Origin of the sequence: Pseudomonas sp. DE0157 (assembly GCF_007678615.1) — a bacterium.
GTDB lineage: Bacteria > Pseudomonadota > Gammaproteobacteria > Pseudomonadales > Pseudomonadaceae > Aquipseudomonas > Aquipseudomonas parafulva_B.
Window position 1 is genome coordinate 36,680 of record NZ_VEJN01000010.1, and the last position, 22,351, is coordinate 59,030.

General features: G+C 61.5%; 16 protein-coding genes and 3 pseudogenes. 11 read left to right on the plus strand and 8 right to left on the minus strand.

Going from position 1 to position 22,351, the window contains the following annotated elements; translation table 11 throughout:
- Positions 1 to 3 precede the first annotated feature (3 nt).
- The 3 genes from ttgB to FS777_RS14050 all read left to right on the plus strand — a co-directional run bounded on the left by ttgB (position 4) and on the right by FS777_RS14050 (position 5,287).
- The gene (gene ttgB / locus FS777_RS14040) at positions 4 to 3,156 is read left to right on the plus strand and encodes a multidrug efflux RND transporter permease subunit TtgB (protein WP_058637116.1); all 3,153 of its coding nucleotides are present in this window, start codon (positions 4 to 6) and stop codon (positions 3,154 to 3,156) included.
- Positions 3,153 to 4,607 (plus strand): AdeC/AdeK/OprM family multidrug efflux complex outer membrane factor, encoded by a 1,455-nt coding sequence (locus tag FS777_RS14045; protein ID WP_058637117.1) that lies wholly within the window; start codon positions 3,153 to 3,155, stop codon positions 4,605 to 4,607. Before ttgB ends, FS777_RS14045 begins: the two co-directional genes overlap by 4 nt.
- 158 nt (positions 4,608 to 4,765) lie before the next feature.
- The gene (locus FS777_RS14050; protein ID WP_058637227.1) at positions 4,766 to 5,287 is read left to right on the plus strand and encodes a DUF962 domain-containing protein; all 522 of its coding nucleotides are present in this window, start codon (positions 4,766 to 4,768) and stop codon (positions 5,285 to 5,287) included.
- 64 nt (positions 5,288 to 5,351) lie between these two features.
- Here the strand turns inward: FS777_RS14050 and FS777_RS14055 are convergent, their stop codons facing one another.
- The 3 genes from FS777_RS14055 to pcaR all read right to left on the minus strand — a co-directional run bounded on the left by FS777_RS14055 (position 5,352) and on the right by pcaR (position 9,048).
- The gene (locus FS777_RS14055; protein WP_145256083.1) at positions 5,352 to 6,641 is read right to left on the minus strand and encodes an MFS family transporter; all 1,290 of its coding nucleotides are present in this window, start codon (positions 6,639 to 6,641) and stop codon (positions 5,352 to 5,354) included.
- A 136-nt stretch (positions 6,642 to 6,777) separates the two neighbouring features.
- The gene (pcaF, locus tag FS777_RS14060; RefSeq protein WP_145256089.1) at positions 6,778 to 7,980 is read right to left on the minus strand and encodes a 3-oxoadipyl-CoA thiolase; all 1,203 of its coding nucleotides are present in this window, start codon (positions 7,978 to 7,980) and stop codon (positions 6,778 to 6,780) included.
- Between the two features lie 192 nt (positions 7,981 to 8,172).
- Complete coding sequence (pcaR, locus tag FS777_RS14065; protein WP_230375064.1) at positions 8,173 to 9,048, minus strand: pca regulon transcriptional regulator PcaR; 876 nt, start codon at positions 9,046 to 9,048, stop codon at positions 8,173 to 8,175.
- 429 nt (positions 9,049 to 9,477) lie between these two features.
- Between pcaR and FS777_RS14070 the strand changes: the two genes are divergently transcribed.
- Both FS777_RS14070 and FS777_RS14075 read left to right on the plus strand, forming a co-directional pair.
- Entirely contained in the window at positions 9,478 to 9,678 is a 201-nt protein-coding gene (locus tag FS777_RS14070; protein ID WP_078478059.1) for a hypothetical protein, read from the plus strand.
- A gap of 307 nt (positions 9,679 to 9,985) precedes the next feature.
- The gene (locus FS777_RS14075; RefSeq protein ID WP_058603246.1) at positions 9,986 to 11,458 is read left to right on the plus strand and encodes an inorganic phosphate transporter; all 1,473 of its coding nucleotides are present in this window, start codon (positions 9,986 to 9,988) and stop codon (positions 11,456 to 11,458) included.
- A 66-nt stretch (positions 11,459 to 11,524) separates the two neighbouring features.
- Here FS777_RS14075 and FS777_RS14080 read toward each other — a convergent pair whose 3' ends face one another.
- The gene (locus FS777_RS14080) at positions 11,525 to 13,000 is read right to left on the minus strand and encodes a helicase HerA-like domain-containing protein (RefSeq protein WP_078478058.1); all 1,476 of its coding nucleotides are present in this window, start codon (positions 12,998 to 13,000) and stop codon (positions 11,525 to 11,527) included.
- A 311-nt stretch (positions 13,001 to 13,311) separates the two neighbouring features.
- On the opposite strand from FS777_RS14080, the pseudogene FS777_RS21940 reads away from it, so the two are divergent.
- The 5 genes and pseudogenes from FS777_RS21940 to FS777_RS14100 all read left to right on the plus strand — a co-directional run.
- Positions 13,312 to 14,184: pseudogene (locus FS777_RS21940) on the plus strand (cache domain-containing protein); the annotation flags it as partial.
- Positions 14,185 to 14,445: 261 nt separating this feature from the next.
- Positions 14,446 to 15,042: pseudogene (locus FS777_RS21945) on the plus strand (methyl-accepting chemotaxis protein); the annotation flags it as partial.
- A 206-nt stretch (positions 15,043 to 15,248) separates the two neighbouring features.
- Complete coding sequence (locus FS777_RS14090; protein WP_058637229.1) at positions 15,249 to 16,340, plus strand: glycosyltransferase family 1 protein; 1,092 nt, start codon at positions 15,249 to 15,251, stop codon at positions 16,338 to 16,340.
- The gene (locus tag FS777_RS14095; RefSeq protein ID WP_058637123.1) at positions 16,333 to 17,097 is read left to right on the plus strand and encodes a DUF2334 domain-containing protein; all 765 of its coding nucleotides are present in this window, start codon (positions 16,333 to 16,335) and stop codon (positions 17,095 to 17,097) included. Before FS777_RS14090 ends, FS777_RS14095 begins: the two co-directional genes overlap by 8 nt.
- A complete protein-coding gene (locus FS777_RS14100) occupies positions 17,094 to 18,086 on the plus strand; it encodes a lysylphosphatidylglycerol synthase transmembrane domain-containing protein (protein ID WP_078478055.1) in 993 nt (330 codons plus the stop codon). The genes FS777_RS14095 and FS777_RS14100 overlap by 4 nt, the downstream gene beginning before the upstream one ends.
- A gap of 182 nt (positions 18,087 to 18,268) precedes the next feature.
- On the opposite strand, the gene purU is transcribed toward FS777_RS14100, so the two are convergent.
- Entirely contained in the window at positions 18,269 to 19,120 is an 852-nt protein-coding gene (purU, locus tag FS777_RS14110; RefSeq protein ID WP_023534293.1) for a formyltetrahydrofolate deformylase, read from the minus strand.
- Between the two features lie 281 nt (positions 19,121 to 19,401).
- Here purU and mvaT point away from each other — a divergent pair, with 281 nt between their 5' ends.
- Positions 19,402 to 19,779, plus strand: a complete 378-nt coding sequence (mvaT, locus tag FS777_RS14115; RefSeq protein ID WP_023534419.1) for a histone-like nucleoid-structuring protein MvaT — start codon at positions 19,402 to 19,404, stop codon at positions 19,777 to 19,779.
- Between the two features lie 71 nt (positions 19,780 to 19,850).
- Here mvaT and sbcB read toward each other — a convergent pair whose 3' ends face one another.
- From sbcB to FS777_RS14130, 3 genes and pseudogenes are all read right to left on the minus strand, one after another.
- Positions 19,851 to 21,284 carry an exodeoxyribonuclease I gene (gene sbcB, locus FS777_RS14120; RefSeq protein ID WP_078478053.1) on the minus strand — a complete coding sequence of 478 codons (1,434 nt, stop codon included), beginning with the start codon at positions 21,282 to 21,284 and terminating at the stop codon, positions 19,851 to 19,853.
- Between the two features lie 160 nt (positions 21,285 to 21,444).
- Positions 21,445 to 21,810 (minus strand): PilZ domain-containing protein, encoded by a 366-nt coding sequence (locus FS777_RS14125; protein ID WP_058603253.1) that lies wholly within the window; start codon positions 21,808 to 21,810, stop codon positions 21,445 to 21,447.
- 115 nt (positions 21,811 to 21,925) lie between these two features.
- Positions 21,926 to 22,311, minus strand: a pseudogene (locus FS777_RS14130) (tol-pal system YbgF family protein).
- Positions 22,312 to 22,351 lie beyond the last annotated feature (40 nt).

The following is a 22,351-nucleotide window of genomic DNA, read 5'->3' on the forward strand; positions in this document are numbered from 1 at the left end:
ACCATGTCGAAGTTCTTTATTGATCGCCCGATCTTCGCCTGGGTGATCGCCTTGGTGATCATGCTGGTCGGCGCCTTGTCGATCCTGAAGTTGCCGATCAACCAGTACCCCAGCATTGCCCCACCGGCCATCGCCATTGCCGTGACCTACCCGGGCGCTTCGGCGCAAACCGTGCAGGACACCGTGGTGCAGGTGATCGAGCAGCAGCTCAACGGTATCGACAACCTGCGCTATGTGTCGTCGGAAAGTAACTCCGATGGCAGCATGACCATTACCGCCACCTTCGAGCAGGGTACCAACCCCGACACCGCCCAGGTTCAGGTGCAGAACAAGCTCAACCTGGCCACCCCCCTGCTGCCGCAGGAAGTGCAGCAACAGGGTATCCGCGTCACCAAGGCCGTGAAGAACTTCCTGATGGTGATCGGCCTGGTGTCCGAAGACGGCAGCATGACCAAGGACGACCTGGCCAACTACATCGTCTCCAACATGCAGGACCCGATCTCGCGGACGGCCGGTGTGGGTGACTTCCAGGTGTTCGGCGCCCAGTACGCCATGCGCATCTGGCTCGATCCGGCCAAGTTGAACAAGTTCCAACTCACCCCGGTGGACGTCAAGACCGCCGTGGCAGCCCAGAACGTACAGGTGTCCTCCGGCCAGCTCGGCGGCCTGCCTGCCATGCCTGGGACGCAGCTCAACGCCACCATCATCGGCAAGACCCGCCTGCAGACTGCCGAGCAGTTCGAGAAGATCCTGCTCAAGGTCAACAACGATGGCTCCCAGGTCCGCCTGGGTGATGTCGCCCAGATCAGCCTGGGCGGCGAGAACTACGCCGTCAGCGCCCAGTTCAATGGCAAGCCCGCCTCGGGCCTGGCCGTCAAGCTGGCCACGGGCGCCAACGCACTGGACACGGCCAAGGCCTTGCGCCAGACCATTGCCGACCTGGAGCCGTTCTTCCCGCCAGGGGTCAAGGCGGTATTCCCGTATGACACCACGCCGGTGGTCACCGAATCGATCAGCGGGGTTATCCATACCCTGATCGAAGCCGTCGTGCTGGTGTTCCTGGTGATGTACCTGTTCCTGCAGAACTTCCGCGCCACCGTCATCACCACCATGACCGTACCGGTGGTATTGCTGGGCACATTCGGCATCCTTGCCGCCGCTGGTTTCAGCATCAACACCTTGACCATGTTCGCCATGGTGCTGGCCATCGGCCTGCTGGTGGACGATGCCATCGTGGTGGTGGAAAACGTCGAGCGGGTGATGTCCGAAGAAGGGCTGCCACCCAAGGAGGCCACCAAGCGCTCCATGGAGCAGATCCAGGGCGCGCTGGTGGGTATCGCCCTGGTGTTGTCGGCCGTATTGCTGCCCATGGCGTTCTTCGGCGGCTCCACCGGTGTGATCTACCGTCAGTTCTCCATCACCATCGTCTCGGCCATGGGCCTGTCGGTGCTGGTGGCGCTGGTCTTCACCCCGGCGCTGTGCGCCACCATGCTCAAACCTTTGAAAAAGGGCCAGCACCATGAGGCCAAGGGCGGGTTCTTCGGTTGGTTCAACCGCAACTTCGATCGCACCGTCAACGGTTACGAGCGCAGCGTGGGGGCCATCCTGCGCAACAAGATTCCGTTCCTCTTGGCCTATGCCCTGATCGTGGCTGGCATGATTTTCCTGTTCACCCGCATTCCGACTGCGTTCCTGCCCGAGGAAGACCAGGGTGTACTGTTTGCCCAGGTCCAGACGCCGGCCGGTTCCAGTGCCGAGCGTACCCAGGCAGTGGTCGACCAGATGCGCGAATACCTGCTCAAGGACGAAGCCGACACGGTGTCCTCGGTGTTCACCGTCAACGGCTTCAACTTCGCCGGCCGCGGCCAGAGCTCGGGCATGGCGTTCATCATGCTCAAGCCCTGGGGTGAGCGTACGGCGGAAAACAGCGTATTCGGCCTCGCCCAGCGGGCGCAGCAGCACTTCTTCAGCTTCCGCGACGCCATGGTCTTCGCGTTCGCCCCGCCAGCGGTGCTCGAGCTGGGTAACGCCACCGGCTTCGACGTATTCCTGCAAGACCGCGGCGGTGTCGGCCATGCCAAGCTGATGGAGGCTCGCAACCAGTTCCTGGCCAAGGCTTCGCAGAGCAAGGTGCTCAGCGGTGTACGCCCCAACGGCCTGAACGACGAGCCGCAGTACCAGCTGACCATCGATGACGAGCGTGCCAGCGCCCTGGGCGTGACCATCTCGGACATCAACAACACCCTGTCGATTGCCTTCGGTGCCAGCTACGTCAACGACTTCATCGACCGCGGCCGGGTCAAGAAGGTCTACATCCAGGGCGAAGCCAATGCCCGGATGAGCCCGGAAGACCTGCAGAAGTGGTATGTGCGCAACGCCGACGGCGAAATGGTGCCGTTCTCGTCCTTCGCCAAAGGTGAATGGACCTACGGCTCGCCCAAGCTTTCGCGCTACAACGGCGTGGAAGCCATGGAAATCCTCGGTGCCCCTGCACCTGGCTACAGTACCGGTGAGGCCATGGCCGAGGTCGAGCGCATCGCGGGTGAACTGCCAAGCGGCGTAGGGTTCTCCTGGACGGGCATGTCCTACGAGGAGAAGCTCTCCGGTTCGCAAATGCCGGCCCTGTTCGCCCTGTCGCTGCTGTTCGTGTTCCTGTGCCTGGCAGCGCTGTACGAAAGCTGGTCGATCCCGATCGCCGTGGTGCTGGTGGTGCCACTGGGCATCATTGGTGCGTTGATCGCTACCAGCCTGCGCGGGCTGTCCAATGACGTGTACTTCCTGGTCGGCCTTTTGACCACCATCGGCCTGGCGGCCAAGAACGCCATTCTGATCGTCGAGTTCGCCAAGGAATTGCACGAGCAGGGCCGCAGCCTGTACGACGCGGCGATCGAGGCGTGCCGCATGCGTTTGCGTCCGATCATCATGACCTCGCTGGCCTTCATCCTCGGCGTGGTACCGTTGACCATCGCCAGCGGCGCCGGCGCCGGCAGCCAGCACGCCATTGGTACCGGCGTGATCGGCGGCATGATCAGTGCGACCGTACTAGCCATCTTCTGGGTACCGTTGTTCTTCGTCGCAGTGTCGTCGCTGTTCGGCAGCAAAGAGCCGAAAAAAGATGACACCCCTGAAACTCCACGTTATGAGGCTGGGCAATGACCAAGTCTTTGTTGTCCCTGGCAGTCACCGCTTTCATTCTCGGCGGCTGCTCGCTGATCCCCGACTACCAGACCCCGGAAGCACCGGTGGCTGCCCAGTGGCCGCAAGGCCCGGCCTACTCGCCTACCCAATCGGCGGACGTCGCTGCCGCCGAACAGGGCTGGCGGCAGTTCTTCAACGACCCGGCGCTGCAGCAACTGATCCAGACCGCACTGGTCAACAACCGGGACCTGCGCGTCGCGGCGCTGAACATCGACGCCTACCGCGCTCAGTACCGCATCCAGCGTGCGGACCTGTTCCCGGCGGTATCGGCCAACGGCAGCGGCAGCCGCCAGCGCATCCCGGCGAACATGTCGCAGACGGGCCAGTCGGACATCACCAGCCAGTATTCGGCGACCCTGGGCGTCAGTGCCTATGAACTCGACCTGTTCGGCCGCGTGCGCAGCCTGTCGGAGCAGGCGCTGGAGACCTACCTGTCCAGCGAGCAGGCGCGTCGCTCCACCCAGATCAGCCTGGTAGCGAGCGTGGCAAACGCCTACTACACCTGGCAGGCCGACCAGGCGCTGTTCAAGCTGACCGAGGAAACCCTGAAGAACTATCAGGAAAGCTACAACCTCACCCGCCGCAGCAACGAGGTGGGCGTGGCGTCGGCGCTGGACCTGAGCCAGGCCCGCACGGCTGTCGAAGGTGCCCGGGTCAAGTACTCGCAGTACCAGCGCCTGGTTGCCCAGGACGTGAACAGTCTGACCGTCCTGCTGGGTACCAGCATCCCCACCAACCTGCCTGAGCCGCTGCGCCTGGATGCCGATCAGCTGGCCGAGGTACCGGCGGGCCTGCCGTCGGACCTGTTGCAGCGCCGCCCTGACATCCAGGAGGCCGAGCACCTGCTCAAGGCGGCCAACGCCAACATCGGCGCTGCCCGCGCGGCCTTCTTCCCCAGCATCAGCCTCACGGCCAATGCAGGCACCTTGAGCACTGACATGGACGGGCTGTTCAAGGGGGGGTCGGGCACCTGGCTGTTCCAGCCGCAGATCAACCTGCCGATCTTCACCGCCGGGAGCCTGAAAGCGAGCCTGGACTACGCCAAAATCCAGAAGGACATCAACGTCGCCCGCTACGAGAAGTCCATTCAAACTGCGTTCCAGGAAGTGTCCGACGGGCTGGCCGCGCGCAAGACCTTCGAGGAGCAATTGCAGGCCCAGCAAGACCTGGTGCAAGCCAACCAGGACTACTACCGCCTGGCCGAGCGTCGTTACCGTATCGGCATCGACAGCAACCTGACCTTCCTCGACGCCCAGCGCAACCTGTTCAGTGCGCAGCAGGCGCTGATTGGTGACCGCCTTTCGCAGTTGACCAGCGAGGTCAACCTGTACAAGGCGCTCGGTGGTGGCTGGTACGAGCGCACCGGGCAGGCCAGCCAACAGGCCTCGGTACAGACGCCCCGCGGCTGATACCCGCCCGCTTGCTCACCACCGGCCAGGCCCCAACAGACGCGGTGGGTGGTGAGCAAGGCGCGGCCTTGGCATTCGCCAGGCTGATGATGATGGTGACCACAGCTATCCTGAGCTATATCGGGCACACCCCGGCAAGCCCACCAGGAGGCAGCACCATGAACACCCTCGCCGAGCACCTGATCCGTTACGCGGGCTATCATCGCGACCCACGCAATATCGTCACCCATTTCGTCGGCATACCCTTGATCGTCCTGTCCGTGGCCATTCTGTTGTCGCGGCCAGGCGTGTCCCTGGGCGGCATCTGGTTATCCCCTGCCCTGTTTGTCTCGGCGGCGGCTACCTGGTTCTACCTGCGTCTTGAGCTTCGCTTCGGGCTGGTGATGGGCGTCCTGCTGGGCCTGTGTCTGTGGCTGGGTCACCTGCTGGCGGTGCAGACCACGGCGCTGTGGCTGTCGGTAGGCGTGGGGGCGTTCGTGGTGGGCTGGATCATTCAGTTCGTCGGTCACCACTACGAGGGGCGCAAGCCAGCGTTCGTCGATGACATCAGCGGCTTGATCATCGGGCCGCTGTTCGTGGTGGCCGAGGCGGCGTTCCTGATGGGCCTGTGCCCTTCGCTCAAGCGTCAGGTCGAGCGCGCCGCCGGCCCCGTGGCGGTGCGTAAGGCCATGCGACACTGACATCGCCGGCAGGCCGTCCCGTTACAGCAGACGGCCCACCGAGCCTGACGTCCTGTGTCGGCCCTCAATGATCGTGGTGCAGGTACTTGGCTTGTTTTGGCAAGCGCAGGCTGAACAGGAAGGCAATGGCCATCATTGCCGTCACGTACCAGTAGAACGTGTTCTCCATGCCCAGGGTTTTGAGGCCCAAAGCCACGTACTCCGCTGACCCGCCAAACATGGCGTTGGCCACCGCATACGCAAGCCCCACGCCCAATGCCCGTACCTGGGGTGGGAACATCTCGGCCTTCACCAGGCCGCTGATGGAGGTGTAGAAGCTGACGATGCACAGCGCCAGGCTCACCAGCACGAACGCCATGAATGGGCTGCTGACCGTCTTGAGCGCCATGAGCAATGGCACCGTGAACACCGTGCCCAGCGCGCCGAACAGCAGCATGGAGTTGCGCCGGCCAATGCGGTCGGACAACATGCCGAACAACGGCTGCATCACCATGAACAGGAACAGCGCCCCAGTCATTGCGTAGCTGGCGTGCTTGGCGGTCATGCCGGCCGTGTTGACCAGGTACTTCTGCATGTAGGTGGTAAAGGTGTAGAAGATCAGCGAGCCGCCGGCGGTATAGCCCAGCACCGTGATGAAGGCCGCCAGGTGATTGCCGAACAGACCGCGAATACTCCCGGCGTCCTTGTCCTGGCGCGTCTCTGCGCTGCTGGTTTCGTGCAGCGAGCGGCGCAGCATCAAGGAGATAACGGCAGCGACCGCACCGACCACGAAAGGAATTCGCCAGCCCCAGGCGCGCAGCTCGTCTTCGGTCAGTAACTGCTGCAGGATCACCACCACCAATACTGCCAGCAACTGGCCGCCAATCAAGGTCACGTACTGGAACGATGCAAAGAAGCCCCGCTGGCCACGCAGGGCCACTTCGCTCATGTAGGTCGCCGTGGTGCCATATTCGCCACCCACCGACAGGCCTTGAATCAAGCGCGCCAGCAGCAGCAATGCCGGGGCCCAGGTACCGATGCTGGCGTAGGTGGGCAGGCACGCGATGGCCAAGGACCCGAAGCACATCATCAGTACCGAGATCATCAGTGAGTTCTTGCGACCGTGGCGGTCGGCCAGGCGTCCAAAGATCCAGCCGCCGATAGGCCGCATCAGAAAGCCTGCGGCAAACACGCCGGCGGTGTTGAGCAGCTGCACGGTCGGGTCATCGGAGGGGAAGAACGCCGGGGCAAAATAAATGGCGCAGAAGGCGTAGACATAGAAGTCGAACCATTCCACCAGGTTGCCTGAAGAGGCGCCGACGATGGCGAAGATGCGTTTGCTACGCTCCTCGCCGGTGTAGTGAGGGGTGGTCATGTCAGTCGTGCTCCTGGAGGATACAAGGTAAGTCTAGACATACCTGGTTACACAGTCGTTCCGCGTGGTGTGCAACCCGGCGCAGCGAGGCGCTGGCGGCTGCCCTGATCCCTGAGGCACCTGCGGGCTGGTTTCGTCAAAGGCGTTCAATTGCCAGCGCCAGCCCTTGGCCGACACCTACGCACATCGTGGCCAAGCCTTTGCGCCCGCCTGTGCGCTCAAGGTGGTGCAGCGCCGTCAGCACCAGGCGCGCACCGCTCATGCCCAATGGGTGGCCCAGGGCGATGGCCCCGCCGTTGGGGTTGACCTGGGGCGCATCGTCCGCCACCCCCAGCCCGCGAAGAACGGCCAGCCCTTGGCTGGCGAAGGCTTCGTTGAGTTCGATGACATCGAAGGCGCTGATGGAAATGCCCAGTCGCTCGATCAGCTTGCCCACCGCAGGCACCGGCCCAATGCCCATGACCCGCGGGGCTACCCCCGCACTGGCCATGCCCAGCACCTTGGCGCGAGCGGTCAGGCCATGGGTGTGCACGGCCTCGGCAGATGCCAGGATCATCGCTGCCGCGCCATCGTTGACCCCCGATGCATTGCCCGCCGTGACCGTTTTGCCCACGCCATTGACGGGGTTGAGCTTGGCCAAGGCCTCAAGGGTGGTATTGGGCCGCAAGTGCTCATCATGCTCTACCCAGGTCTCACCCTTTTTATGCGCGATGCACACCGGCACGATTTCCTCGGCGAAGAACCCGGCAGCTTGCGCCGCTGCGGCCTTGTGCTGACTGCGCAAGGCAAACGCATCCTGGTCGGCGCGGGAGATACCGTAGTCGTCAGCCACGTTGTCGGCCGTTTGCGGCATGGCATCCACACCGTATTGCGCTTTCATGAGCGGGTTGACGAAACGCCAGCCAATGGTGGTGTCTTCAAGTTGCATGCTGCGTGAATAAGCGCTTTGTGCCTTGCCCATGACAAATGGCGCACGCGACATCGACTCCACGCCGCCCGCGATGGCCAGCTCCATCTCGCCGCAGGCGATGGCGCGGAACGCCGCGCCAACGGCCTCCATGCCTGAAGCGCACAAGCGGTTGAGGGTGACGCCTGGCACGCATTCCGGCAGCCCGGCCAGCAGCAGCGCCATGCGCGCCACGTTCCGGTTGTCTTCGCCGGCCTGGTTGGCACAGCCGAAAAACACCTCGTCCAATTGCGTCCAGTGCACACCGGGGTTGCGCGCGATCAGCGCCCTGAGTGGTACCGCCGCCAGATCGTCAGCCCGTATGCCGGCCAAGGCACCGCCGAATCGGCCAATGGGCGTACGAACGGCATCACAGATATACACCTCGCGCATCTTGCCTCTCCTGCAATGACCATGGGCGCCGGGGATAGAGGCACAATCGGTCACTGCAACCTGTCCGCCGGATGGGCATCAGGTTAGGGACAAAGGCGGATCCACCACAATTGGCTCAAGGCTGAAATGGGCGATTATCGAACGCTTTTGTCAGGCAGGCTGGGCTGATGATCCGCAGGCAAGCATGCACTCTCAACCAAACAGCTGATGGCTCAACTCTTGGCTAGCCTCCAGCAGAACAGGAAGAAACCGTTGTTCCAGTTCACTGCGCGGCACACGCCCGACGTGAGTACTGACGTTCAACGCCGCCAGCACCTGGCCTGAGGCGTCGTAGACGGGCACGGCAACCGAGCGCAGCCCCTGTTCGAGTTCCTGGTCGACCACGCACCATCCCTGGCTACGCACTTGCTCGATGCAGGCGAACAGCGACGGGGCGTCGTGCAGGGTACGGCTGGTGCGCGCCTTGAGGTCGGCGCGGTCGAAGTATTCGCGCAGGCTGGTGTCGTCCATGGCCGCCAGGAGGATGCGGCCCATGGACGTGCAATACGCCGGGAGGCGCCCACCGACAGACAAGTCCACCGAGATCAGGCGCTCTACTGTCGCCGAGCGGGCGATGTACAGAATATCGTCCCCTTCGAGGGTCGCCATGTTGGCCGCTTCGTGCAACTGGTCGCTGATTCGGTCCAGGTAAGGCTGCGCGGAAATGGCCAGGGGTGTCGATGACAGGTACGCATGGCCGAGCGTAAGCACTTTGGGCAGTAAGGAGTAGGTACGTCCGTCGGTGGTCGCGTACCCCAGCTTCATCAGGGTATGCAGGCACCGGCGCACGGCTGCCCGGGGGATTTCAGTGCGGTGGCTGATTTGCGCGATGGTCAGGTGCCGCTTGCGTTCCTGAAATGCCTGGATGACGGCAAGCCCGCGCGCTAAGGAGGTCATGAAGTCAGGATCGCCGGTGAACGCCTGAATGCGCTTGGCCGGTGATGCCACGATCGGCGGGGCCAGGGCTGGCGCCGGGCTGCGCGCTGTTTCGGGCAGGCCACCGTCACGGGCTGTTTTAACGTCCTTCATCGCACACCTCAAAAAAATCGCCGACTTGTGCGATTATCGAACAACCGGCCGATAATCGCAATTGACCGGCGACACGTTTGCTTATACCTTTCCAGTGCCACTTGTGGCTTCTTTGGAGAGACTGGTCAGGTACCCACCGTAGAAGTCCCAGGCAACGGCCCTGCCAATTGGTGGGGCCGTTTTGTTTGTGCGACTCGCATCGTTGGGTATCGAACTTTCATACGTTGAGGTTTTCTTAATTTCGACATGTGTTTGATTGCCCATCGCGCCAATCCCATCGCGCTAGCCTTGTTCGCGTGTTGATATACTCCGATCGTCTTGTTGGACGACTCGCCGATGTAGATCCCGCTGGCATGTTAACGTGTCGATACCGCATAACGGTTACGCCGACAGGGCGGTCCTCTTTTCAAATCAATTCAGGTACTGCATGTGACAAAAGAAGAATTGCGCGCAGAACTCGAGCGCCAGGCCGAGCGTTTCAAGGATGTGTATGGCGGCGAAGTGACCACCTATGCGGCGCAGCCGGAACCGGAACGCAAACCATGGCGTAAACGTGTCAACATGCGCGACCAGGCATTCAGTCAGGAGCTGGAACGCATGGAGAAGGAATTGCGCAGCGCCGCACCTTGAGTGCTTTGCCCAGTCGTCAAGTTGCGCAAGGGGTGCCCAAAGCGCCTGACTGCTCTGGCGCAGTGGTTGTAACGGAATTTCACAAATTTCATACAGCCGTTTAAAACGATAAAGGCATCACCTTTTCGCGTATTTTGTTGATTTTTCGCTGACGTTGAATGCATTTGCCTTAGATGATGCCGGCCCACCTGCGGCTGCGAATGGCGTTTTCTGACCTGCGCGACATGATCAGCGGCTGCGGTGGGTGCATCGATTGCCAACGTTTTCTGGCATAATCCGGCCCCCCTACGACCGCCAGACAACCTTCATGATCGATTTATTCAGCGGACTGGATGCCTGGGTATTGGTGAGCCTGCTGCTCGCCTTGACCTTCGTGCTCGCCTTCGAGTTCATCAATGGCTTTCATGACACCGCCAACGCGGTAGCCACCGTCATCTACACCAAAGCCATGCCGCCACACCTGGCCGTGTTCTTCTCCGGCGTGTTCAACTTCCTTGGCGTTCTGCTGGGTGGGGTCGGGGTGGCTTACGCCATCGTGCACCTGCTACCGGTAGAGTTGCTGATCAATGTGAACACCGGGCATGGCCTGGCCATGGTCTTCTCGCTGCTGGCCGCGGCCATTACCTGGAACCTGGGCACCTGGTACTTCGGTATTCCTGCGTCCAGCTCGCACACCCTGATCGGCTCGATCCTGGGGGTGGGCCTGGCCAACGCGCTTATCAACGGCATTCCGCTGGGTGACGGCGTCAATTGGCAGAAAGCCATCGATATCGCCATGTCCCTGGTGGTTTCGCCGATTGCCGGGTTTGCCGTGGCTGCGCTGGTCCTGCTTGGCCTGAAATGGTGGCGCCCGCTGTCGAAGATGCACAAGACGCCTGAACAACGCCGCAAACTGGACGACAAGAAGCACCCGCCGTTCTGGAATCGCCTGGTGCTGGTGATTTCGGCCATGGGCGTGAGCTTCGTGCACGGCTCCAATGACGGTCAGAAAGGCATTGGCCTGATCATGCTGGTATTGATCGGCATCGTACCGGCCAAGTTCGTGCTCGACCTGAACAGCACCACCTACCAGATCGAACGCACCCGTGATGCCACGTTGCACATGAGCCAGTTCTACGAGCGCAACGCTGCCACGCTGGGTGAATTCCTGGCGCTGGGCAAGGCCAAGGCCAGTGACCTGCCTGAGCAGTTCAGCTGCAATCCGCAGCAGACCGAGCCGACCATCGCCGCGCTGCAATCCTCGCTGCAGGGCGTGACCGACTACCGGGCCCTGGACGCGGACAAGCGTGTCGAAGTACGCCGTTACCTGCTGTGCCTGGACGACACCGCGAAGAAGGTTGGCAAGCTGCCAGGCCTGGACGCGCGTGAAAAGTCCGACCTTGAAAAGCTGCGCAAGGACCTGACCGCCACCACTGAGTACGCCCCGTTCTGGGTGATCGTGGCCGTTGCCCTGGCCCTGGGCCTGGGCACCATGGTTGGCTGGCGCCGCGTGGTGTTGACCGTCGGCGAGAAGATCGGCAAGCAGGGCATGACTTACGCCCAGGGCATGTCGGCGCAGATCACCGCGGCCTGCGCCATTGGCATGGCCAACGTGTTTGCGCTGCCGGTTTCCACCACGCATGTACTGTCTTCCGGCGTTGCCGGCACCATGGTCGCCAACAAAAGCGGCCTGCAGGGCGGCACGGTGAAGACCATCCTGATGGCTTGGGTGCTAACCCTGCCTGCCTCGATGGGTCTTGCAGCCGGCCTGTTCTGGTTGGCGTCCAAGGCAATCGGCTGACCTCAGTCCGTATAAGAAGGCGCCGTAGGGCGCCTTTTTTATGGGCGATGGCTTCACACCGCGCAGCTACTTCTTCTTCCCGCCCAGCAACGAGCCCATCAGCCCGCGCACCAGCTGCCGCCCCAGTTGATTGGCAGCCTGACGCACCGCCGACTTGATCGCCTGCCCGGCCGCGCCTTGCAGGAATTCGCCCGCCTTTTCGGCAAAACTGCTGTCATCGGCCTTGGGTTGCGGCGCGGGCTCCACCGCTTCGCCTTTGCGCTGGTTGAGCCTTTCGTAAGCCGAGTCCCGGTCTATGGGTTTGTCATAACGGCCAACCAAGGGTGAACGCGCAATCAGCGCACTGCGTTCAGACTCACTCAACGGGCCGATACGCGATTGCGGGGGCGCAATCAGCACCCGCTGCACCCTGGCAGGTGTTCCCTTGTCCTCAAGCGTGCCGACCAAGGCCTCCCCGATGCCCAGTTCGGTCAGCGAAGACAACGCATCGAATGAAGGGTTGGGGCGAAAGCCCTCAGCTACGGCACGCAACGCCTTCTGCTCCCTGGCCGTATAAGCCCGCAGGCCATGCTGGATTCGCAAACCCAGTTGGGCCAGGACTGCATCGGGTAGATCCGCTGGGGACTGGGTGACGAAATACACCCCTACCCCCTTTGAGCGAATCAGCCGCACCACCTGCTCCAGGCGGTCCTGCAATGCCTTGGGGGTGTCCTTGAACAGCAGGTGCGCTTCATCGAAGAACAACGCCAGCACCGGTTTTTCGGCATCGCCACGCTCGGGCAGTTGCTCGAACAGTTCGGCCAGCAGCCACAGCAGAAACGTGGCATAGACCTTGGGTGCCTCATGCACCAGTCGGCTGGCGTCGAGCAAATGGATGCGCCCTCGCCCATCCGGGTCGGGCCGTAGAATGTCCTCGAGCTGCAATGCCGGTTCACCGAACAACGCCTCTGCCCCCTGTTGCTCCAGGGTGGCCAGCCTGCGCAGCAACGCCTGAACGGACGCGCCGGTCACCAGCGCACTGTCTTCGCCCAACACCTGCGGGTTGTCCTTCAAGTGGCCAAGCAGCGCTTTGAGGTCCTTGAGGTCCAGCAACAGCAGGCCTTCGCGATCAGCCACCTTGAAACTGGCATATAGCGCTGACTGTTGGCTATCGGTGAGCTCAAGCAGGTTGCCCAGCAGCAAAGGCCCCATTTCGCTGATCGTGGTACGCAACGGATGACCCGACTGGCCCGCAATGTCCCACACGCTCACCGGATAGGCCTGTGGCTGGTGGCGCAACCAAGGCATCCCGGCGATGCGCTCGGCCACCTTGCCCTCGGGCGCGCCTTTGGCGCCCAGCCCACACAGGTCGCCCTTGACGTCGGCCGCGAACACCGCCACCCCGGCATCGCTGAACGCTTCGGCCAAGTGTTGCAGGGTCACGGTCTTGCCGGTACCGGTGGCCCCTGCCACCAGCCCGTGCCGGTTGGCAAGCCGCATCGCCTGCCCTACGGGCTGGCCATCAGGGCTCGATCCTACAACGATAAATGAAGATTCCGACATCTCTTTAATCCTCTGCTCAAGCTTTGTCTTACTCCGGCCGATACCTCTGGGTGATATTCGCCTTACTCAGAGAGAACAACCGAAAAAGGACTTTTCGGGATGTTGCACTGGCTGGGCCCTACAGCTGCGAACGCCTGATACAAAACCTTAGCGGACCCGATGATTTCATGAACAAAAGCCTTCGTTTCAGCCACAAGATTCTGCTGGCAGCATCACTGATCGTGATCCTCGCATTCAGCCTGTTCACCCTCTACAACGATTATCTGCAGCGTAATGCGATTCGCGAGGACCTTCAGGACTACCTGACTGAGATGGGCGCTTCCACTTCGACCAACATCCGCAGTTTGTTCGAGGGGCGTATCAAACTGGTCGAAAACCTGGCGCAGAATATTGCCCAGCAACCGGCCAACGCTGAAACCCTGATGGGCCAGCAGGCGCTGATATCGAGTTTCCTAACCGTCTACCTGGGCAGGGTCGATGGCAGCTTCAGCGTACGCCCGGATGCAAAGATGCCTGACGGCTACGACCCCCGCACACGCCCTTGGTACAAGGATGGCATGAGTGCCAGCAGCACCCTGCTGACCGAACCCTACATCGACATGACCACCAACAAGATGGTCATCGGCATCCTCGACAAGGTGGCCGATTCGGTGGGCGTGGTCGGGGGTGACCTGGCACTGGACGGCCTGGCGCAAATCATCAACTCGCTGAATTTCGGCGGCATGGGCTATGCGTTCCTGGTAAATGACCAAGGCAAGATCCTGGTCCATCCGGATCAAGGCCTGGTGATGAAATCATTGTCAGACCTGTTCCCCGAGCGCACACCAAAGCTCACGTCCGAGCTCACCGAAGTGCAAAGTGACGGCCAGGCCCGCCTGCTGACGTTCACACCGGTGACCGGCTTGCCTTCGGCCAACTGGTACATCGGCCTGTCGTTGGACAAGGATAAGGCCTTCGCGATGCTCAGCACATTCCGCACTTCCGCCGTGATTGCCACCGTGGTGGCCGTGGTGATCATCATCGCCCTGCTGGGGCTGCTGATCCGTGTGCTGATGCAGCCGCTGCACACCATGACACGGGCCATGGAGGACATCGCCGAGGGTGAAGGCGACCTTACCAAGCGCCTGCGCATCCACCACCACGACGAGTTCGGCATCCTGGGCAACGCCTTCAACCGCTTCGTCGAGCGTATCCACGGCTCGATCCGTGAAGTGTCCTCGGCCACCGAGCAGGTGAACGAAGTCGCGTTGCGTGTCATCAGTGCGTCCAACTCGTCGATGGCCAATTCCGACGAACAGTCCAACCGCACCAACAGCGTGGCGGCCGCCATCAACGAGCTGGGCGCTGCCGCCCAGGAGATCGCCGGCAACGCGGCGCAGGCGTCCCAGCACGCAAGCTCTGCAAGGCGCCTGTCAGAAGAAGGCCAGCAGGTGGTCGATCGCAACATCGCCGCCATGAACCGTCTTTCCGACTTGATCGTAACGTCCAGCGCCCACATCGAGACGCTCAACAGCAAGACCGTCAACATCGGCCAGATTCTCGAAGTGATCACCAGCATCTCCCAGCAGACCAACCTGCTGGCGCTCAACGCCGCCATCGAGGCCGCGCGCGCCGGTGAAGCAGGTCGTGGTTTCGCAGTGGTGGCCGACGAGGTGCGCAACCTGGCCCATCGCACCCAGGAATCCGCGCAGCAGGTCCAGGGCATGATCGAGGAGCTGCAAGTGGGTGCCCGCGAGTCGGTCGAAACCATGGACCAGAGCCAGCGTCACAGCCTGGACAGCGTGCAGATCGCCAACCAGGCAGGTGAGCGGCTGGAAAGTGTCACCGTGCGCATTGGCGAAATCGATGGCATGAACCAGTCCGTGGCCACGGCCACCGAAGAGCAGACGGCCGTGGTCGAAGCCATCAACATGGATATCAACGAAATCAACATGCTCAACCAGGAAGGCGTGGAAAACCTGCAGGCGACGCTGCGTGCCTGTTCTGACCTGGAGCAGCAGGCCAGCCGCCTGAAACACCTGGTCGGCACCTTCCGTATCTGAAGCCGGCCCAGCCCCGGCACCGACCCACCGAGCGCTATTGCCTAGCGCTCGGCTGCCGGGCGGCCAACCGCACAAGCTGATCGAACAAACTACCCTTCTGAAAGGTCAACTTCATGGCATGTCAACGCCGGTTTCGTTACCGCGCGGTGACAGACCCGAAAGACGATCCCGGAGGGACGCAGATCGTGCACATTGCCGACATCACCATGTTCTACGCCCCGGCCAGCGGCGGCGTACGCACTTACCTTGATGCCAAACACCACCGCCTGGATGCCGTGCAAGGTGTCCGTCACAGCCTGTTGATCCCCGGCGCCAGCGCTCGGCATGAAGGCGGTGTCTATCATGTGCCTGCACTACCCCTGCCCTTTGGCAAAGGCTACCGCTTTCCGGTACGCCTGGCGCCATGGTGCAACACGCTGCGCACGCTAAAGCCAGACCTGATCGAAGTCGGCGATCCGTATCTGACCGCCTGGGCGGCGCTGGAAGCTCGCCGTCAGCTGGACGTGCCGGTCATTGGCTTCTATCACTCCGACCTGCCGCTGTTGGTGAGCAACCGCATGGGCAATTGGTTCACGCCCAACGTCGAGGCTTATGTCAGCAAGTTGTATGGCAATTTCGACCGAGTGCTCGCACCGAGCAAGGTCATGGCAGACAAGCTCCGTCGCCTGGGAGTACGTGATGTCCACGTGCAGCCTTTGGGCGTAGACCTGGAAACCTTCAATCCTGCACGCCGCGATCCACAGGTGCGAGCCGAACTGGGCATCGCCGACACCTGCCGGCTGCTGATCTATGCAGGCCGTGGCTCACGGGAGAAGAACCTGCCCGTTCTGCTTGAATGCATGCGGCAGTTGGGGCGCGGTTATCACCTGCTGCTGGTGGGGTCCAATATGCCCGCCAATGTGCCCGACAACGTCAGCGTGATCGGCCAGTTCTGCCCACCTGACCAGGTGGCTCGCCTGATGGCCAGCGCCGACCTGTTGGTGCATGCCGGCGACCAGGAAACGTTCGGCCTGGTCATCCTCGAAGCCATGGCCAGTGGTACGCCCGTGGTTGCAGTGCGTGCCGGCGCCTTCGGCGAAATCGTCAACGACCAGTGCGGTCGCTTGTGCCAACCCAACGACGCCAGGGCAATGGCCCTGGCCGTGCGCGAGGCGTTCGAAGCGGGTGCGCGCAAGCTCGGTGCCCAGGCCAGGCGCCATGTAGAGCAGCATTACTCATGGGACAACGTGGTCAACGGCCTGCTTGAGCATTACCAGGCCGTACTGGGCCACCAACAGCAGGTGCGGGCACATGCTTGAGGCCTCTCTCCGTTCCCGCAGCGTGATGCTGGTGCTGCATGACGTGGCCCCAGAGACCTGGCCAGACTACGAGCCGTTCGTGCAGGCGGTCGATGCATTGGGTAACGTGCCCATGACTTGGCTGGTGGTACCCGATTTTCATCGACGTAACCTGCTGACTCAGTCTCCCGGCTTCTGCCAGTTGCTCGATCGCCGTCTGGCCGCGGGTGACGAGCTGGCCCTGCATGGTTACGCCCATGCCGATGAAGGTCCCACGCCGCGCACGCCCCTGGACTACTTCATGCGGCGGATTTATACCCATGAAGGCGAGTTCTACGCGCTGGACGAACACCAGGCCATCGCCCGACTACAAGACGGTCTGGCGCTGTTCGACCGTCAAGGCTGGCCCGTGGCTGGCTTCGTGGCCCCCGCCTGGTTGATGAGCCAGGGCACACGACAAGCACTGCGCCAACTGCCGCTGAAGTACACCAGCACCCCGCAGCACCTCTATCGCCTGCCGGACTTTACCGCCATCGATGCACCCGGCCTGGTCTGGAGCGCGCGCAGCGCCTGGCGCCGTGGCGTGTCGCGGGTGCTCAGTGACTGGCAATGTCGACGTTGGCAAGGCGCCAACACCCTGCGCCTCGGGTTGCATCCGGTGGACATGCGCCATCGCTACTCACGGGACTACTGGTTGCGCACCCTTGAAAAACTGATCGAAGACGGGCGTGAACCTTTGACCAAGTCAGCCTGGCTGGAGCGGCAGGTGGCAGCGTGAACCGCTGGCTGCTGCTGGGCTTGGCGCTGTTGGGCGCAGCGTTGGTGCCTGCACTGTTGGGCGGCAGCGAACTGCTGCCCAAGCTGAGCCGTTTCGATCCGCAGCTGCTCATGACGTTGGTGGGCATGATCCTGCTGTGCTGGGTGATCAACGCCTGCCGGATGCGCCTGCTGCTGGGCGATCAGGCAGCGCGTGTATCGCGGGTGCGCACATTGGGTGTGGTCATGGCCACCGAGTTCGCCATCTGCACCACTCCAGGTGGCGGCGGCGGCCCCTTGACCCTGATGGCCTTGCTGGCCCGCGAGGGCATCAGTGCAGCCCGCAGCGGCGCGGTGTTCGCGATGGATCAGCTCAATGACTTGGTTTTTTTCTTCTGCGCCATGCTGGCGATCGCAGGCTATGCGCTGTTTCACAGCCTTGGGCGCAGCCAGGAAAGCATGTTGCTAGGCAGTGCAGCACTGCTATGCGCGGTGCTGGCAGGCGTGGTGATGTTGCTGCGCTACCGGCGCAAGGTGATGCGTCTGAACGGCCGGCTGTTGCAGCGCCTGGGCACCAGCGCACCGCGTAAACGACGCTGGGCACGCAAGCTGCTTCGTTTCGTGCAGGCCTTGGCGCAAACCTGGCAGTTGCCCAAGCGCACTTTGTTTCTGGTGTTCAGCCTGACATGCGTCCACTGGGGACTGCGCTTTAGCGTGCTGTATCTCGTGGTCAGGGGCTTGGGCGTGGAGCTGGCCTGGATTCCCAGCTTCCTGGTCCAGATGCTATCGCTCAGCGCCGGTCAGTTCAGCATGATGCCCGGGGGCGCAGGCGCTGCCGAGCTGACCTCGGCCAGCCTGCTGACACCCATGGTGGGCAGCTCGACGGCGGCGGCAGCGATCCTGATCTGGCGTGCCATCACTTACTACCTGTATCTGCTCGCCGGAGGGCCGGTGTTCGTGTGCCTGCTGGCGCGTCCGCTGCTGGAGCGCTGGCGCCGTCAGGTGGGTTGAGCGCTTGCCAAAGCGCCGCGGCACCGGGAAAGTCGGTACCGTCGGTGTCCTGCAAGGCGTCGGGATCGTAGCGGGCCAGGCAACCCTGACCCACTACAGGGGGAGGTGAGGCTGTAGGGGTACCGCGCCGTCCCATGGGTCGATCCTCACGTTGCTGGACAGGTCTGGGAGTAGCCCTGCGATCAGTCGAACACCACTGTCTTGTTGCCGTGCACCAGAACCCGATCTTCCAGGTGATAGCGCAGGCCGCGGGCCAGGACCATTTTTTCCACGTCACGCCCGAAGCGGACCATGTCCTCGATGCTGTCGGCGTGGGTAACCCGCACCACGTCCTGCTCGATGATAGGGCCGGCGTCCAGCTCTTCGGTCACATAGTGGCAAGTCGCGCCGATCAGTTTCACGCCACGCAGCGCCGCCTGGTGGTACGGCTTGGCGCCGACGAACGATGGCAGGAAGCTATGGTGGATGTTGATCACCTTCTCAGCATAGTCCTGGCAGAGTTGCGGCGGCAGAATTTGCATGTACCGCGCCAGCACAACCACATCGGCTGCATGTTCCTGCACCAGGCGTGACACTTCGGCAAACGCCGGGGCCTTGTCCTTGGGGTCTACTGGAACATGGAAAAACGGAATACCGTGCCACTCGACCATGCTGCGCAGGTCATTGTGGTTGGAAATGACGCAGGGAATATCGCAATCGAGCTCATCGCTGTGCCAGCGGTGCAGCAGGTCAGCCAGGCAATGGGATTCACGGCTGGCCATCAACACGACCCGCTTCTTCTGGGCAGAATCGGTCACGCGCCAGGTCATGGAGAACTCTTCGGCGATGGGCGCGAACGCCTCGCGAAAAGCCTCGATGCCGAAGGGCAGCGACTCGGCGCGAATTTCATGACGCATGAAGAACCAGCCAGTCTGCTCGTCGGAGTGATGGCTGGCTTCGGTGATCCAGCCGTTGTACAAGGCCAGGAAATTACTGACTTTCGCCACGATGCCGACACGGTCGGGGCAAGCGATCACCAGACGGTAGGTGCGCATGAATAAGACTCCAGAACTCGCAAAGGCGCTCATTCTAGCGGCACGCTGAGAAAAACGCAGTAATGATTGCGACGTGCTGCATAGGGCCGTTGGGCCTACCCGTGGGGAATCTTCTGACAAGATTTATGGATGAAACGGCAACCTATGTAAATTTCTGTTCACTTGGAGAAATACTGTCACAGCTTAACCAACTGTTAATACATCAATCATATGTTTACTTGCGAGAGTTGCCTGTTTACTATTGCTCCACACATTCCCGAACACGCATTAAGGAACACTCCATGTCCCTGATCAACGAGTACCGTGCCACCGAAGAAGCCATCAAGGAACTTCAGGCCCGCCTGGCCAACCTGTCTCAGGATGACAAGCTGAAAAAAGAACTGGAGTTCGAAGGCAAACTGCGCACCCTGATGGGCGAATATTCCAAATCGCTGCGTGACATCATTGCCCTGCTCGACCCTGATGCCAAGATGAGCAAACTGCCGCGTGGCGCCGTGAAAACCACTGGCACTAAACGCGCGCGCAAGGTCAAGCAATACAAGAACCCGCACAACGGTGAAGTCATCGAAACCAAAGGTGGCAACCACAAAACCCTGAAAGAGTGGAAAGCTCAATGGGGCGGTGACGAGGTAGAAAGCTGGGCAACCCTGCTGGACTGATTGTCCGTTGCCCGCTATTTGATATTCGAAAAGAAAACGCCGGTTAATAACCGGCGTTTTTTTATGGGTTTTCAATTGACGGCGAACCGCGTTTGCAACGCGTTGGCATGCAGTTGCCAGGCAGTCAGCACTTGCCGTCCTGCTTCATCCGCGTCAGGCCAGGCTACGGCCAGGGCATGGGCGAAATCACCCAAGGTATTGGGCGCACCCCAGCGGGGGTCAGCCAGACGCTGCCTACAAAAATCCTGCCATCGCGCCCGCTCTTCATCGTTCAAGGTGTCCGGAAAGTTACGCGCACGGTAGCGAAAGAGTAGTTCGGGCAGGCGTGGATCATCGAACATCCACTGCCCGGCGCCCAACTGTGCGGGCGCCAGCGAACGCACTTGATCGCATAGCCGCCGGTCACGCTGGCCGAGAAACCGCTCATACAATTGCTGTTCAGGATCTTCACTGGCCGCAAAACCGTCTTGTGTATAAATAAGCGCCAGTTTTTCCTGCCATTGATCCTGTTGACGGGCCAATGCCTCTGCGCGCCGTTGTAACGTATCCAGGTCGATCCCAAGACGCGCTTGATCGGCCGGTCGTATTACAGAAAGGGGCGCGACCACCGGACAGCGGTTGATCTGAATGAGTTTGAGCGGTACGGGCAGCTCGCCTTCGCCAAGTGTTTCTCGACGGGTATAGAGCCGCTGGCGTAAAGTTTCAGCATTTTCCTCAACCAGCGGCAGGGTTTGCTGATGCAGATCGCAAACAATCAATGCATTGCGGTTCTTAGGGTGCCAGGCCAATGGCAACACAATGCCCAGGTAATGACGCGCGGCACTGAAACGCCCGGAAATATGCACCATCGGCTGTAGCAACCGTATTTGCTCCATGACCTTATGCTTGCTGCGAAGCTGAAACAACCAGTCGTACAACTTGGGCTGCTTCTCGCGTATCAGCCGAGCAAGGGCAATGGTTGCCCGAACATCGGACAGCGCTTCGTGTGCATGGCCATGCTCGATGCCATTGGCCTTGCTCAACAACTCAAGGCGCAGACTGGTGCGCCCGTCCTGTTTGGGCCATTGGATGCCATCGGGCCGCAAGGCGCACGCGGCTCTAACGATATCGATCAAATCCCAGCGGCTGTTGCCGCCCTGCCATTCGCGGGCGTAAGGGTCGAAGAAGTTGCGGTAGAGGCTGTAGCGGGTGACCTCGTCGTCAAAACGCAGCGTGTTGTAGCCGGCGCCACAGGTGCCGGGTTGTGCCAGCTCGGCGTGCACCCGCGCCATGAACTCGGCCTCGCCGAGGCCTTTTTCGGCCAACTTTTGCGGCGTGACGCCCGTCACCAGGCAGGCAGCAGGGTGCGGCAGTATATCGTCCGATAGGCGGCAGTAGAGGTTGACCGGATCGTCGATTTCATTGAGGTCAAGGTCAGTACGTACCCCTGCCATCTGCACGGGCCGGTCGCAGCGCGGGTTGATGCCAGTGGTTTCGTAGTCATACCAGAAGATGCTTGAGGTCACAGGGCCGTCCTGTTGCAGGGTCGCCCTGATTCTAACGCGTTGAGCCCGGCCTGACGTCGAGCCGATGAAGCTACCTGGGGCCAGTAGGCGGTGCTATGCAGCCCCTATTGGCCCGGGCCAGTCCCATGGGCAGGCATCAGCGCTCGGCATTACCGACCTGTCAAACCGAGGTAGAGGAAGCGCGAAAACTGAAGTACTCCTGCAGGGAGCGTACAAAGTCATCGTATTCGCGAGGGGCCTGCAACAACATGAAACCCGAATCGTAATATCCAGGGGTCTGGTCCTCGCGGCACCACAGGCAACTGGCCGTAAGGTTGACGAACTGATGCCCACCCCCCGTCAACGGCAGGCGCAACTGCAATTCGTAATCGGGGCCCACCATGACCGGCAGTTCGCTGATCAGCATCATGCCGTTTTCGGAGGCGTTGCCGAGCTGGCCCATCTCCTGGCCGTTGAAGCGATTGAACACTTTCAGGACGAAGGGCAGCTGGTGGCGGTCGATAAGTCGTTTATTGAATAGCGTCAAGGTCAGTCCGTCCGCGATGCCAGGAATGCCTGGTACTGGCGGTTGTTGTATCAGTTGAGTGACAGGTTAGCGCACGCTGCGACAAATCTCCCTGTCAATACAACACACCTTGGCATTAGCGCCAAGGTACGCTCGTCGCTGGCCTGGTCACGGCCGCTCACCGCCGCGGTAGTGGCCGAGTTTCTCCAGTGTTTGCAGGCGCGCCTGGGCACGGTAGGCATATTCATTGCCCGGATAGCGCTGGATCAGGTAATGGTAGGTCTGTGCGGCATCCACATACAACGCTTGCCGCTCCAGGCACTGCCCACGCAGCAACGCGACTTCCGGGTGGATGAACGGCCGGGCGCGGCTGGTACGATCGACCTGGGACAGCTCCAGCATTACCCGCTGGCAATCACCCCGATCATAAGCGCGGTAGGCATTGTTGAGATGGTGGTCCATGGACCAGCGGGTACACCCGACGGCACTGGCCGCGAGGGCTAAAACGATCAGCATGCGCATGGGACTCTCCTTTGCTGAACAGCATATCGGCCGACCCATC

Excerpts from the sequence above, each read along its gene's own strand:
- ttgB (WP_058637116.1), top strand. The coding sequence starts at position 4 with ATGTCGAAGTTCTTTATTGATCGCCCGATCTTCGCCTGGGTGATCGCC.
- FS777_RS14080 (WP_078478058.1), bottom strand. The coding sequence starts at position 13,000 with ATGTCGGAATCTTCATTTATCGTTGTAGGATCGAGCCCTGATGGCCAG.
- FS777_RS14050 (WP_058637227.1), top strand. The coding sequence starts at position 4,766 with ATGAACACCCTCGCCGAGCACCTGATCCGTTACGCGGGCTATCATCGC.
- FS777_RS14045 (WP_058637117.1), top strand. The coding sequence starts at position 3,153 with ATGACCAAGTCTTTGTTGTCCCTGGCAGTCACCGCTTTCATTCTCGGC.
- purU (WP_023534293.1), bottom strand. The coding sequence starts at position 19,120 with ATGCGCACCTACCGTCTGGTGATCGCTTGCCCCGACCGTGTCGGCATC.
- FS777_RS14055 (WP_145256083.1), bottom strand. The coding sequence starts at position 6,641 with ATGACCACCCCTCACTACACCGGCGAGGAGCGTAGCAAACGCATCTTC.
- mvaT (WP_023534419.1), top strand. The coding sequence starts at position 19,402 with ATGTCCCTGATCAACGAGTACCGTGCCACCGAAGAAGCCATCAAGGAA.
- FS777_RS14075 (WP_058603246.1), top strand. The coding sequence starts at position 9,986 with ATGATCGATTTATTCAGCGGACTGGATGCCTGGGTATTGGTGAGCCTG.
- FS777_RS14095 (WP_058637123.1), top strand. The coding sequence starts at position 16,333 with ATGCTTGAGGCCTCTCTCCGTTCCCGCAGCGTGATGCTGGTGCTGCAT.
- pcaF (WP_145256089.1), bottom strand. The coding sequence starts at position 7,980 with ATGCGCGAGGTGTATATCTGTGATGCCGTTCGTACGCCCATTGGCCGA.
- FS777_RS14090 (WP_058637229.1), top strand. The coding sequence starts at position 15,249 with ATGTTCTACGCCCCGGCCAGCGGCGGCGTACGCACTTACCTTGATGCC.
- pcaR (WP_230375064.1), bottom strand. The coding sequence starts at position 9,048 with ATGAAGGACGTTAAAACAGCCCGTGACGGTGGCCTGCCCGAAACAGCG.